The 11,887-nt window shown below is 72.9% G+C and carries 11 protein-coding genes; 2 read left to right on the plus strand and 9 right to left on the minus strand.

All coding sequences use genetic code 11. The features are described from left to right. Nucleotides 1-45: 45 nt before the first annotated feature. From ACQUQD_RS05120 to ACQUQD_RS05150, 7 genes are all read right to left on the minus strand, one after another. A complete protein-coding gene (locus tag ACQUQD_RS05120; protein WP_428950724.1) occupies nucleotides 46-1,599 on the minus strand; it encodes an alpha-L-fucosidase in 1,554 nt (517 codons plus the stop codon). Nucleotides 1,600-1,620: 21 nt separating this feature from the next. Continuing rightward, entirely contained in the window at nucleotides 1,621-3,504 is a 1,884-nt protein-coding gene (locus ACQUQD_RS05125) for a family 20 glycosylhydrolase (RefSeq protein ID WP_428950725.1), read from the minus strand. 210 nt (nucleotides 3,505-3,714) lie between these two features. Further along, on the minus strand, nucleotides 3,715-3,888 hold the full coding sequence (locus ACQUQD_RS05130) for a hypothetical protein (RefSeq protein WP_255978286.1): 174 nt from the start codon (nucleotides 3,886-3,888) through the stop codon (nucleotides 3,715-3,717). Nucleotides 3,889-4,286: 398 nt separating this feature from the next. Continuing rightward, the gene (locus tag ACQUQD_RS05135; protein ID WP_428950726.1) at nucleotides 4,287-5,066 is read right to left on the minus strand and encodes a DUF4142 domain-containing protein; all 780 of its coding nucleotides are present in this window, start codon (nucleotides 5,064-5,066) and stop codon (nucleotides 4,287-4,289) included. A gap of 43 nt (nucleotides 5,067-5,109) precedes the next feature. Further along, complete coding sequence (locus ACQUQD_RS05140) at nucleotides 5,110-6,009, minus strand: cytochrome c biogenesis CcdA family protein (RefSeq protein ID WP_428950727.1); 900 nt, start codon at nucleotides 6,007-6,009, stop codon at nucleotides 5,110-5,112. Continuing rightward, entirely contained in the window at nucleotides 6,006-6,740 is a 735-nt protein-coding gene (locus ACQUQD_RS05145; RefSeq protein ID WP_428950728.1) for a DsbA family protein, read from the minus strand. Before ACQUQD_RS05145 ends, ACQUQD_RS05140 begins: the two co-directional genes overlap by 4 nt. Nucleotides 6,741-6,810: 70 nt before the next feature. Further along, nucleotides 6,811-7,212 carry a hypothetical protein gene (locus tag ACQUQD_RS05150; RefSeq protein ID WP_428950729.1) on the minus strand — a complete coding sequence of 134 codons (402 nt, stop codon included), beginning with the start codon at nucleotides 7,210-7,212 and terminating at the stop codon, nucleotides 6,811-6,813. Nucleotides 7,213-7,338: 126 nt separating this feature from the next. Here ACQUQD_RS05150 and ACQUQD_RS05155 point away from each other — a divergent pair, with 126 nt between their 5' ends. Next, the gene (locus ACQUQD_RS05155) at nucleotides 7,339-7,911 is read left to right on the plus strand and encodes an HD domain-containing protein (RefSeq protein ID WP_428950730.1); all 573 of its coding nucleotides are present in this window, start codon (nucleotides 7,339-7,341) and stop codon (nucleotides 7,909-7,911) included. Between the two features lie 107 nt (nucleotides 7,912-8,018). Further along, the gene (locus ACQUQD_RS05160; RefSeq protein WP_428950731.1) at nucleotides 8,019-8,852 is read left to right on the plus strand and encodes an SDR family oxidoreductase; all 834 of its coding nucleotides are present in this window, start codon (nucleotides 8,019-8,021) and stop codon (nucleotides 8,850-8,852) included. On the opposite strand, the gene ACQUQD_RS05165 is transcribed toward ACQUQD_RS05160, so the two are convergent. Both ACQUQD_RS05165 and ACQUQD_RS05170 read right to left on the minus strand, forming a co-directional pair. Next, the gene (locus ACQUQD_RS05165; RefSeq protein WP_428950732.1) at nucleotides 8,831-10,336 is read right to left on the minus strand and encodes an SDR family NAD(P)-dependent oxidoreductase; all 1,506 of its coding nucleotides are present in this window, start codon (nucleotides 10,334-10,336) and stop codon (nucleotides 8,831-8,833) included. The genes ACQUQD_RS05160 and ACQUQD_RS05165 overlap by 22 nt on opposite strands. A gap of 105 nt (nucleotides 10,337-10,441) precedes the next feature. Continuing rightward, nucleotides 10,442-11,809: a wax ester/triacylglycerol synthase family O-acyltransferase gene (locus tag ACQUQD_RS05170; protein ID WP_428950733.1), complete on the minus strand. Its 1,368-nt coding sequence runs from the start codon at nucleotides 11,807-11,809 to the stop codon at nucleotides 10,442-10,444. Nucleotides 11,810-11,887: the final 78 nt, after the last annotated feature.

Here is an 11,887-nt window from a genome sequence, read left to right on the forward strand (position 1 = left end):
GAGGGGGTGGGGCGGGACCCCTGCCGGAGCCCCGCCCCTCTCGCCTCATACCTGGGACTTGTACAGCCCGAACTCCCTGATGCGGACGGCCGATCGGGCCCGGGTGACCCGCAGGCGCCAGCGTCGCGCCGTGACGGGAGCGGCCAGGGGCAGGATGCGGGTCGCGCCGATGGTGCCCAGTTCGGCGGCGGTCGTCCACGCCCCGTCGACCCAGGCCTCCACCACGAAGTGCTCGACCTGCTGCCCGTGCCGGATGTCCTCGGCGATCCTGATCCGGTCGACCGCCAGGGGCCGGCCCAGATCGACCGTGCGGGTGCCCGCGCCGTCGTCGCGGACGCGGGCGTCTCGGGCGAGGTCCCGCGGCAGCTCGCGGTCGGTGCGCTCCCGGAACTCCTTGAGGCGGGCGACGTCGGCGGCGGGCAGCAGGCCGTCCGTGTCCGGCGGGATGTTGAGCAGGAGGACAGCGCCCCGGCCCACGGAGCGGTACCAGATGTCCGTCAACTGCTCCACGGACTTGGGCTGTTGATCGGCGTGGTAGAACCAGCCCGGGCGGATCGACACATCGCACTCGGCGGGCCACCACTGGAGCGCGGCCGCGTCCGGCTGCGCCTTCAGCAGGGCCTCGCGGCTGCCCTCGTCGGCGGAGTCGTACGGCAGGACACGGTCGTACTTGCCGTTGCCGCTGTCCTTGACGGCGATGACGCTCCACTCGTTCTCACGCGCCATGCCGTCCTCGTTGCCGACCCAGCGGACGTCCGGTCCGGACACGGCGATCGACGCGTCCGGAGCGAGCGCGCGCACCAGGGAGTACCAGCTGTCCCAGTCGTACGTCTCGACCTTGTCGGGCGGGATGCGGCCCTGGGCGCCGTCGAACCACACCTCGTCGACGGGCCCGTACTCGGTGAGGACCTCGTAGAGCTGGTTGAGCATGTGGGCGCCGTAGTCGGTGGCGTCGAGCTCGTACGCGGGCAGGTCCCGGCCCGCGCGGTCGTCGCCGTCGACGAGGGTGGGGATCGTGCGGGTGGTGCGGGCGCTGCCGTTGGCGTAGACGCCGTCGAGGTACTGGTTCTCGTCGGCGGGCGAGATGTAGACGCCGACCTTGATGCCGTACTTGCGCATCGAGTCGGCGAAGGAGCGGAGTACGTCGCCCCGGCCGTCGCGCCAGCTGCTGCTCACCACACTGTGCTCGGTGTAGCGGGACTGGTAGAGCACGAAGCCGTCGTGGTGCTTGGCGGTGAGGATGGCGAGCTTGAAGCCGCCGTCGCGCAGGGCGCGCGCCCACTGGTCGGTGTCGAGCCCGGTGGGCTGGAAGATGTTCGGGTCCTCGTCGCCGATGCCCCATTCGAGGCCGGTGAAGGTGTTGACGCCGAAGTGCAGGAAGGCGGTCTTCTCCAGTGCCTGCCAGGCGAGTTGACGCCGGGTGGGGCGGACGCGCGCGGCCTTCGCGAGGAGTTGCCGGGCGCTGTCGCCGGGGCTGACGGGGATCCGGAAGGACGGATCGGCGGGGGCGGCCGGTGCCGCGGCGGCGGGCAGGCCGGTGGCGGCGACGGCCGCCGTGGCCGTCGCCGCGGCCAGGAAGTGACGTCGGATCAGGGGCATCTGGGGGTGGGTCCCTTCGGCTCAGGCGCGGGTCAGGGTCCAGGTCGTGGGGGTCCGCTGGTCCGGCGGGTACTGCACGAGGCGGCCGCCGGAGGTCGCGTCCAGCGTCATCCGGGTGATGGCGTTCGTGATCCGGAAGCCGCCCTGGCCCGACGTGAGCTGCCAGCGCTGGAGGGTGTTCTTCGCGTCGCACGTCTCCCAGGTGACGGCGGAGCCGGGCTCCAGCGGCACGTTGAGGGTGAGCTTGCCGCTGCGCGTCTCCAGGCAGGCGCCGTCCGCGTTCGTGAGCGTGGCGTAGCCGTCGGCGGTGCGGGTCAGCCGCACCGGGGCGCGGGGCGTGCGGTGGCCGCGGTCGGCGAGGGTGTACGTGCCGTCGGCGAGCGGCACCCGGGTCAGGTCCCGCCGTCCGGGGGCGTGGCCGACGGCGTCGGCGCGGGCCGTGAACTCGGCGTAGGTGGCGTCCGGGTGGGGCGATCCCCAGGTCACCTGGGCGATGTGGTCGAGCGGCTGGGACGTGGCCGTGGCGACCTCGTTCTCGGTCTCGCCGCGCCCGTTGTCCGGCCACAGGCTGATCTTGGCTCCGGTGACGCCGTCGCGTGAGGCGAGCTTCTCGCCCTCGAAGCTGCGCGGGTCCCACTGCTCGTCGTACAGCTTCTTCGTGTCGGTGTGGAAGCCGCCGCGGATGACGTAGAGCGAGTAGGCGGCGTTCATCACCGGGTAGCCCTGCGCGATGAGCCGGCTCGGCTTCACGTTCACGTCCAGCCAGTGCTCGACGGTGGTGCCGGGCTTCACGGGCACGGTGTTGGCGCCGGTCAGTCCGTCGTTCCAGATACGCAGCCGCTTGCCCTTGCTCGCGGCGTACGCCTCGACGCGGTTCACGAAGTCGATGAACGCGTCCTGCGGTGTCGCGTTCGCGCCGTACTTGGCCCGCGCGTACTCCAGGACGTGCGGGTACTTGGCGAAGTCGGAGCCGAGCATGTACTCGTCGGCGCCCATGTGCCACCACTTGGCGGGGAACACCTCGCCGTACTCGTCGATGAGGCTCTTGTAGTAGGAGAGGGCCTCGGGCTCGGTGATGTCGAGGCGCGACGGCTGGGCGTTGCCGTCGGCGTCGACGAGCTGGAGGTCGGGCCGGTCCTGGATCCAGGGGTCCATGTGGCCCGGGGAGTTGATCTCCGGGACGATGGTGACGTGGTACTTCTCGCCGAGTGCGACGAGGCGGCGGATCTCGTCCTTGGAGTAGTAGCCCCAGGTGTTGGCCTCGGGGTGGGCGTCGCTCTTCACCTTGAGTTCGAGGAGGAGCTGGTTGAGCTTGTGGTACGCCATGTCGCGGACGAGGTTCTCCAGCCAGTCGGTGGAGATGTGCACGTAGCAGGCGCAGACGCCGACGCCCCGCTCCTTGTACTGCGGCACGTCGACGGTGCGGCCGGCCGGTATCTCGTCGCTCTGGCGCAGGAGTTGCAGGAGGGTGCGGGTGCCGTAGAAGGCGCCGGTCTCCGCGGCTCCGGTGATCTCCAGGCGCTTGCCCGCGGTCAACTCGTAGCCTTCGGCGCCCAGTCGCTTGTCGTGGGCGTCCACGTCGACGACGATGTCGCCGGTCCGGGCCGGGCCCGCGGTGACGGGTACGGTCCCCTTGCCGGCGGCGCGCAGATCGTCGGAGAGGGTTCGGGCGACGCGGCGGGACGCGGCATCGGCGGCCACCAGCCGGGTCCGGTCCCCGAAGGTGTAACTTCCCTCCCCCGCGGTCCAGTCGGTGAGCGCCGGGACCGTGCGGGGCGCGGTGGGCGCCGGGTCCGCGTGGGCGGCGGAGACCGGGACGGCGGTCAGCAGCAGGGCGAGGGCGCCGCCGAAGAGACGCGATCTGCGCCGCCCCATGGGCGGCTTCGTACGGAGCTCGGTCAACATGACATCGGATGATTCATGAACGGAGCGGAACAGTCCATGGATAAACCCGGCGGATGCTTGGACATCCGCCGACACAGATCCGATCTCCTGTCGGCCCTGCCGCACGACGCCCGGGATCGTCCCGGCCGGGACGGAGCATCCGGACACGCGTGCGCCCACACCCCTCACCGTGGAGGGATGCGGGCGGACGAACGGGACGGAGCGCGGGGCTCAGTCGACGCTGGGCAGGATGTGCGGTTCGGCGAGATCGTCCTCGTACCCGGCGAGGCGGATCGGGGCCGACCGGGCCCAGACGTCGAGACTGCCGAGCTTCTCCGGCCTGCGGCCGGCCCGCTCCGTACGTTCCTTAGGGCGCTGTTCGCGATTCGTCTTCTCTGGTGTCACCGCGCACTCCTTGTGTGTCGGGTAACCCGCTCCGGCGTGACCGGCCCAGCGTCGCGCAGGGCACCGAACGCCCGATCGGGCTTGAGCAGAGGGCCAGTTCGGGCGCGGTGGCGCCGGTTGTCGCTGGTGGAATCGGCCGTGGTGACCGGCCTCTTCCCGGACGGCACCATGGGTACGGGTGGGACCCACTTGCGGTAACCGTCCGGCTACAGAGTAACCAAATGAGCGGGGGTCCGCTCGATGGGGCTGAAACCCGTACGCCCGGTGGGGGTCGCCGGGTGTTCATTCAGCCACGCGGGCCCGCCGGGACGCGACCGGTTTACCGTCCACGGGGCGTACTTCAGCAGGTTCCGTCCGGCTTCGCCAGGTTCCTTCCGGTCGCCCCCTTCCGGGCTCCGTCACGACGCCGGGGCGGGCCGGTCCGTGTCGATGCTGCGCCCCGGTTCGTCGGCCGGCCCGGCGGAGGGACGCGACGTGGCGTCCGGCGATCCCGAGGGCCCGGCGGGCGCGGGAGCGGGCGGGACCTGGCCGTTCGGCGCGGGCGGGCCCGTCGGACTGGCGCTCGCGCTGCCCGCCGCCTCGTTCGCGATGGCGTCGAAGTCCACGTCCCCGGTGTTCTCCAGCATGGTGATGTGGTCGAGCACCGTCTGGTTGGCGTCAGTGGCCAGCTCTCGCACAAGTGAATTACGGGTGGTGTGCCGTACCTGGGCGACGAGCGCGAACACCTTGCCGTGCGCGTTCCGCAGCAGATTGGCGAACTTCCGCTCATAGTCCGCACCGCTCGCCGCCGACATCTCGTTCAGCCAGCCCTGTTGCTGGGCGGTCGGCTGGTTCGGGAGTTCCACCCCGAGTTTCGCCGCCACGGAGCGCACCCGCTGGTCCAGGTCGGTGTGGCCGACGACGAGGTGGTCCCCCGCGTTCCTGATCGCCTGGGTCGGGGCGCGCTCCATGGCCTGCTGGCCCGCCGGTATCTCCCACAGTCCGGCGAGTCTGACCTTGACGACGAAGTCCCGGTCCGTCGCGGACAGCGGACCCCACTGGGTGGACACGGTGCCCGCGTTCAGGTTGGCCTGGCCGGTTCCCGACCGGTCGGCGTACGACCAGATCGGGAACGCCAGGGCGCCCAGCGTGGCGACCAGGGCAGCGAGGATGAGGGTGGTGCCGTTGACGCGACGCAAGCAGTCCTCCCGGAGACCGACGCCGACTCGCCGGTGCGGCGAGCTACTTGGTGGTACCGGAAGATACGGCCGTGGCGGGTGCGGTGTTCAGCTCCTCGCTGCTATCGCCGTGCTCCGTCACGGTGCGTACCCGCCCGCGCCAGGCCCGCGCGACGAGGACCACGCCGACGATCCCGACCGCCACGACGAGCAGTGCCGCGTCCGGCACGTGGTCACCGACGCCGCGTGCCCACTGCTCCGCGGCGAACGAGTCGTCGACGTCGAGCAGCCCCGGCAGCGCCGTCGTCCCGTCGAAGACCAGGAACATCGCCCCGAGGGCGAGGAAGAACAGACCGGAGACGAGCGAGGTCGAGTGCGCCTCGAACCGGCCGATGCGCAGCGGCCGGCCGCGCAGCCAGCGCCGGCGTCCCAGGTCGAACCGTTCCCACAGCAGCGCCAGCAGGAACAGCGGTACGGCCATGCCGAGGGCGTAGACGGCGAGCAGGGCCCCGCCGTAGACCGGGTGGCCGCCGAGCGCGGCGACGGTGAGGACGCCGCCGAGGATCGGCCCCGCGCAGAACCCGGCGAGGCCGTAGACGGCGCCCAGCGCGTAGACGGACAACGCGCTGGTCGGGCGGATCCGGCCGGACAGTTCGGTCATCCGGCGCGAGGCGAAGCCGCGGCCCGCGATCTGCAGCACGCCGAGCGCGATGATCAGCCAGCCGCCGGCGGCGACCAGCAGGTCCCGGTGACCGTAGAAGAAGCGCCCGGCGTACGAGCCCGCGGCGCCCAGCGGGACCAGGGTCGTGGCGAGGCCGAGGTAGAAGATGCCGGTGCGGGCGACGAGCCGGGTGGGGCTGTCGACGGAGTAGGCGAAGAAGGCGGGCAGGAGCAGCGCGCTGCACGGGCTGAGCAGCGCGAGCAGTCCGCCGAGGAACGCCGCGAGGTAGCCGATGTCGCTCATCGCGCCGCCGCCTTCGCCGTGTCGATCGCCTGCGCGAAGGCCGCCGCGGGCTGGGCGCCCGCGATGGGCTGCCCGTTGACGAGGAAGGAGGGCGTGGAGGTGGCGCCCAGCGAGTACGCCTCGTCGCGGTCCTTCGTGACCGCCGTGTGCGCGGCCTTCGCGTCGCGGTCGCGGCGGAACCGGTCGAGGTCCTCGACGCCGGCCGCGCGGGCGAGGGCGTCGAGACGTGCGGCGCCGAAGCCCTTCTCCTTGGCGCCGTCGGCGTAGGCCGCCGCGTGGAACTGCCAGAAGCGCCCCTGCTGTCCGGCGGCCCAGGCGGCGCGCGCCGCGGCCTCCGACTCGGCGCCGAAGATCGGGAAGTTGCGCCACTCGATGCGCAGGGTGCCGTCCTCGACGTACTTCTCGACCAGGCCGGGTTCGGTGTCGCGGGCGAACTTGCCGCAGTAGCCGCACTTGAAGTCGGCGTACTCGATGAGCACCACGGGCGCGTCGGCCCGGCCCTGCGCGAGCGGGTCCCGCGCGTCGCGCCGCGCGAGCTTCAGGAGTTGTGCGGTGGTGTCGTCCGGCTGCTGGCCGGCGGCGCTCTCCTGCCGGGCGGTGTCGGTGCGGGGCTCCGGCCGGGTCGCCGTGTACGAGACGGTGCCGAGGAGCGCGGCGGCCACCGCGACGGCGGCGGCGATGGCGAGGGGGCGGCGCTTGGAAGGGGCGGTGCTGCGGGGCTTGTCGGGCATGACGAAGTCGTCCTTGCGTGGGAAGGAAAAGCGGATGACGGCGCGCGGGCGCGGGGGCCCGGGGCGTCATCTACACGCGCAGGACGGACAGTTCGACGGGCGAGGGCGGGTCGTGCGGCGGCGGGCCGCGGCCGGCCGGGGTCGGCGGGACGACGCCGGTGAACGTCGTGGTGGTGGCGAGCCCGTGCTCGTGCGCAAGAGGCGCGAGGAGTTCGTGCGCGGACGTGCCGCGCGAGGGCACCCCTTGCCCGCTGTCAGGGGCGTGCCGCTGCTCGGGGTCGCAGCCGGGCGTGCCGGGTGCGAGCTGAGCGCTCGCACGCAGGTCCTCCCGCGGATCCGGTGCGGTCGCGGTGGCGGCGCAGAGTGGCACCCCCAGAGCGGAGATCAGCAGCGCCACCAGCAGGGCGCCCCGCATCAGCCGCGCTCCGGGCACGGCGGAGCGTGCGCGGAGGGGACGGGCGGGGCGGAGCATGCGGCAATTCTGCACTACACGGGGGAATGAGCGTTAACGTCCCGTTGACCGGTCCGTCAGATGCCGGTCCCGTCCCCATGGTCTCCTTCCGGACAGGCAGCGCAGGAGCTTCGGGAGGAGTCGTCCATGGAACGTGTCGAGCTGCGCACCGTCGAGGAGTTGATGGCGGCGCTGCACGCCTGCCGGGGCGCGTGGGACACGCCCGACCGCAGCGGCGACCCCGTCGATCTGCACGATCACGCGCTGCAGACCGCGGCGCTGCTGCGGCGAGGGCGTCCCAGCGACAAGGAGTTGCAGGTCGCGGGGCTGGTGCACGATCTCGGGCATCTGCTGTGCCCGGGCGACGACGCGGGGCACGCGGACCGGGCCGCGGACGCGGTGCGCGGCCTGCTCGGTGCGCGGGTGGCGCGTCTGGTGCGGTTGCACGTGCCGGCCAAGCGCTATCTCACGGCCGTCGAACCCGGCCGGGGCCTGTCGGCGCAGAGTGCGCTGACCCTCGGCGCGCAGGGCGGCCCGATGACGCCGGACGAGGTCGCCGCGTTCGAGGCGGACCCGCTGGCCGAGGATGCGGTCACGCTGCGGCAGGCGGACGACGCGGGCAAGGTGGTCGGCCTGGACGCCGGGGTGCTGGAGGACTGGCGTCCGGTGCTCGAACTGGTCGCGGCGGGCAGCCGCCCCACCGCCGCGCACAGTCGCTGACCTCAGCGGCCTCGGCCCTCGCCTGCACGCCGGAGGCACGAACCGTCCACGAACAGCGCACGGTTGACGCATCGTCATGCACCGGCGGGGCGTGAGACCGTACGCGCATGACTCCGGACCCCGCCGCAGCACGCGTCCTCGACGGGCGGGCGGCCGTCGTGACCGGTGCCTCGCGCGGCATCGGCCGGGCGATCGCCGGGGAACTGGCGCGCGCCGGGGCGAAGGTGTGCGTGACGGCGCGCGACGACGCGGGCGTGTACGAGACGGTGGCGGCGTTGCGGGCGCAGGGCGCGGACGCGGTGGGCGTGGCGGGTTCGGTCGCCGACCCGGCGCATCTGTGGGAGGTGACCGAGCGGACGATGGCGGCCTACGGCCGGGTCGACGTCGTCGTGAACAACGCCGCGACGAACCAGCCCTACGGCCCCCTCATGGACGCCGACCCGGACGCGTGGCGCACGGCCTTCACGGTGAACGTGGAGGCGCCGCTGCGCCTGGTGCAGTGCGCCTGGCGGGCGTGGATGGGTGAGCACGGCGGCGCCGTCGTCAACGTCTGCACGGAAGGCGCGGCCCATGTGGGCCCGCACGTGGGGGCGTACGGCACGAGCAAGGCGGCCCTGCTCCATCTGACGGCTCAACTCGCGGGCGAGCTGGGCCCGTTGGTGCGGGTGAACTCGGTCTCCCCCGGCCTCGTCCGCACCGAGATGGCCCGATTCGTGTGGGAGCGGGCGGAGGAGGCGGTGGCGGCCGGGCTGCCCAGCGGCCGCATCGGCGAGCCCGACGACATCGCCCGGGCGGTGCGCTGGCTGGTGTCGGACGAGGCGTCCTGGGTCACCGGTGCGGACCTGCTGGTGGACGGCGGCACGCGGGTGCGTGCCGCCTCACCGACGGGGGACGCGGGCGCCGTGCAGCGGCGGCTGCGTCACCACTTCCCGGGCGCGTAGTCCTTCAGGAAGACGCCGTACACGTCCTCGCCGGCCTCGCCGCGCACGACCGGGTCGTACACGCGGGCGGCGCCGTCGATCAGGTCGAGCGGGGCGTGGAAGCCCTCCTCGGCCAGGCGCAGCTTGTCGTAGTGCGGGCGCTCGTCGGTGATCCAGCCGGTGTCGACGGAGGTCATGAGGATGCCGTCGGCCTGGAACATCTCCTGGGCGCTGGTCCGCGTCACCATGTTCATCGCGGCCTTGGCGGCGTTCGTGTTCGGGTGGCCCGCTCCCTTGTAGCCGCGGCCGAAGACGCCCTCCATCGCGGAGACGTTCACGACGTACGCGCGGCCGCTCGCCGCCTTCTTCGCGGCGTCCGCCATGGCCGGGCGCAGGGCGCTGATCAGGATGAACGGCGACGTGTAGTTGCACAGCTGGGTCTCGAGCAGCTCCACCGGGGAGATCTGGTCGATGGTCTGGACCCAGGTGTTGGAGTCGACGACGTCGGGGACGAGGCCGCCCGCGTCGATGGCGGTGCCGTCGAGGTGCCGGGCGACGCTCGCGTTGCCCGCGACGAGCGCGAGGTCGGCGACCTTCTGCGCGTCGAGGCCGCTGGTGCCGATGGGCAGCGCGGCGATACCGTCCACCGCTCCCGAGTTGAAGGCGCCGATGACGGAGTGGGCGGGCAGTTCCCCGGCGGGCAGCGGCGCGCCCTCGCCGTCGACCAGGGCGGCGTAGGCGGAGGGCAGCCGGCGCACCGTCTGGGTGGCGTTGTTGATCAGGATGTCGAGCGGGCCGGCCGCGGCGACCTGCTCGGCGAGGGCGACGGCCTGCGCCGGGTCGCGCAGGTCGATGCCGACGACCTCCAGGCGGTGCATCCAGTCCGCCGAGTCGTCCATCGCCTTGAAGCGGCGGATGGCGTCCTTGGGGAAGCGCGTCGTGATCGTCGTGTGCGCGCCGTCGCGCAGCAGCCGCAATGCGATGTACATGCCGATCTTGGCGCGGCCGCCGGTGAGCAGGGCGCGCTTGTCGGTGAGGTCGGCGCGGGCCTCGCGCTTGGCCCGGTTCACGAGGGCGCACTCCGGACAGAGCTGGTGGTAGAAGTAGTCGACCTCGACGTAGCGGGCCTTGCAGGTGTAGCAGGAGCGCGGGCGCTGGAGTATCCCGGCGATCCGGCCCTCGTCGGTCTGCGACGAGGGCAGCAGGCCCTCGGTCTCGTCGTCGATGCGCTGCGCGGACCCGGTCGCGGTCGCCTCGGTGACCGCCTTGTCGTGGGCGGTCTTGGCGGCGCGGCGGTCCTGGCGGCGGCGCTGCTTCACGGTCCGGTAGATGCCGGCGGTGGCGCGCCGGACCGTGATCGCGTCGGGGTGGTCGACGTCCAGCTGGTCGAGCTCCTTCAGGACGGCGAGGCAGACGGCGAGGCGCTCCGGGTCGATGCCGGGCCCGTGCACGACCTCCGTGTCCGCGGAGGCCTGAGGGGCCTGGTTGTCGTCTGTCACCGTCATCGCCGCTGCCGTTCCTAGGGTCTGCCGCGTCGCGCGCGAACCGCGCGAGCTTTCGAAGGCGGAATTTTACGGAGCGGTGCCCCTTGTCTCCAAACTCGTTCCGGTTCAGGGGGCGCAGGCGGCGATCAGCGCGCGCACCTCCTCGGTGACGGCGCGGGCCAGCACGTCAAGATCGGGAACGGCCCGGGCGTCGGCCACCAGGCCGTAGTGGACGCGCCCGCGGTACGTGGAGACGGCCACGGCGAGGGACTGTCCCTGGGCGAGCGGAGCCAGCGGGAAGACCTCGGTGAGCGGGCAGCCGCCGAGCCGCAGGCCGAGGCTGGGCAGCGGCACGCTGGTGACCAGCAGGTCGAACAGGAGCCGCGCGTTCTGCCCGACGAGGGAGCCGCCGAGGCGGTGGCCCAGCGGCGGCACGTGGTCGGCGAGCAGCGCGACGGCGCCCGCGCCGCGGTTCGGGCCGCGGTCCTTGCGCCGGTCCATGGCGGCCCGTACGACGCGCAGCCGCTCCAGGGGGTCGGGCTCCGCGACCGGCAGCCGGACGAGGTAGCCGGAGAGCCGGTTGCCCTGCGGGTGGGCGGTGCGCGGGCGGCGCCGCGAGACGGGGATCAGCGCGCGCGGCTCGACGCCCTCGCTGCCGTCGCCGCGCTCGTCGAGCCAGCGCCGGACGGCCCCGGCGACGACCGCGATGAGGACGTCGTTGACGGTGCCGCCCACGGTCTTGCGGATGCGGTGCACGTCGTCGAGGTCGAGGACGACGCCCGCGGTGCGGCGGGTGCCGCTGGCCCGGGAGGTCAGGGCGGGCGAGGTGCGTACGCCCCAGGTGGCCCGGGCCACGGACGCGCCGATGGCGACGGCCTGGGTGGCGCTGCTCACCACGGAGCGCACATGGTCCGGGTAGCGCCGCGGGTCGAGGTCGCCGAGGGTGATCTCGCGCATCCCCGGGAACGGGAGCGACAGCCCGCGACGCCGCGCCGGTTCTTCCTTGGGCGCCCGCGCGATCGGCAGGTCCATGGGGTCCATGACGGCGGCGGCCAGCGTCAGCGCGCGCAGTCCGTCGGCGAGGGCGTGGTGGAACTTGAACAGCACGGCGAACGACGTGCCGTCCGCCGCGGGCAGCACATGGGCCTCCCACGGCGGCCGCGCCCGGTCCAGGGTCCGCTGCATGAGCGCCCCGGCCGCGGCGTGGAAGTCGTCGACCGGCTCCGTGAGGCGCACGTGGTCGAGCGGGTCGAACTCGGTGACGGGCACGCGGGCGGCGCCGCCGACGGGCACCAGCACCCCGGCTATGCGCATCCGCAGGCCCGGCACCCCGGCGGCGCGCGCGGCCAGCAGTTCGTACGCGTGCCCGGCGGCACCGGGCCCGTCGGCCTCGAAGACGCCCAGGGCGCCCAGGTGCATCGGGTGTTCGGCGGTCTCTATGTTCCAGAAGGCAAGGTCGAGTGGTGCGAGCAGGTCCGAGCTCGTGGAGTTCATGGAGTGCTCTCGCGTCGACGACGGGGAAACCGCAGTCAATCGCCCCCAGTCGATTACGGTCAAGTACGATCTCGGCAC

Origin of the sequence: Streptomyces sp. cg35 (genome assembly GCF_050410835.1) — a bacterium.
GTDB lineage: Bacteria > Actinomycetota > Actinomycetes > Streptomycetales > Streptomycetaceae > Streptomyces.

Bases quoted from the DNA above. Each gene is read 5' to 3' on its own strand.
- ACQUQD_RS05120 (WP_428950724.1), bottom strand. From the start codon at position 1,599: ATGCCCCTGATCCGACGTCACTTCCTGGCCGCGGCGACGGCCACGGCG.
- ACQUQD_RS05125 (WP_428950725.1), bottom strand. From the start codon at position 3,504: ATGTTGACCGAGCTCCGTACGAAGCCGCCCATGGGGCGGCGCAGATCG.
- ACQUQD_RS05140 (WP_428950727.1), bottom strand. From the start codon at position 6,009: ATGAGCGACATCGGCTACCTCGCGGCGTTCCTCGGCGGACTGCTCGCG.
- ACQUQD_RS05145 (WP_428950728.1), bottom strand. From the start codon at position 6,740: ATGCCCGACAAGCCCCGCAGCACCGCCCCTTCCAAGCGCCGCCCCCTC.
- ACQUQD_RS05150 (WP_428950729.1), bottom strand. From the start codon at position 7,212: ATGCTCCGCCCCGCCCGTCCCCTCCGCGCACGCTCCGCCGTGCCCGGA.
- ACQUQD_RS05155 (WP_428950730.1), top strand. From the start codon at position 7,339: ATGGAACGTGTCGAGCTGCGCACCGTCGAGGAGTTGATGGCGGCGCTG.
- ACQUQD_RS05160 (WP_428950731.1), top strand. From the start codon at position 8,019: ATGACTCCGGACCCCGCCGCAGCACGCGTCCTCGACGGGCGGGCGGCC.
- ACQUQD_RS05165 (WP_428950732.1), bottom strand. From the start codon at position 10,336: ATGACGGTGACAGACGACAACCAGGCCCCTCAGGCCTCCGCGGACACG.
- ACQUQD_RS05170 (WP_428950733.1), bottom strand. From the start codon at position 11,809: ATGAACTCCACGAGCTCGGACCTGCTCGCACCACTCGACCTTGCCTTC.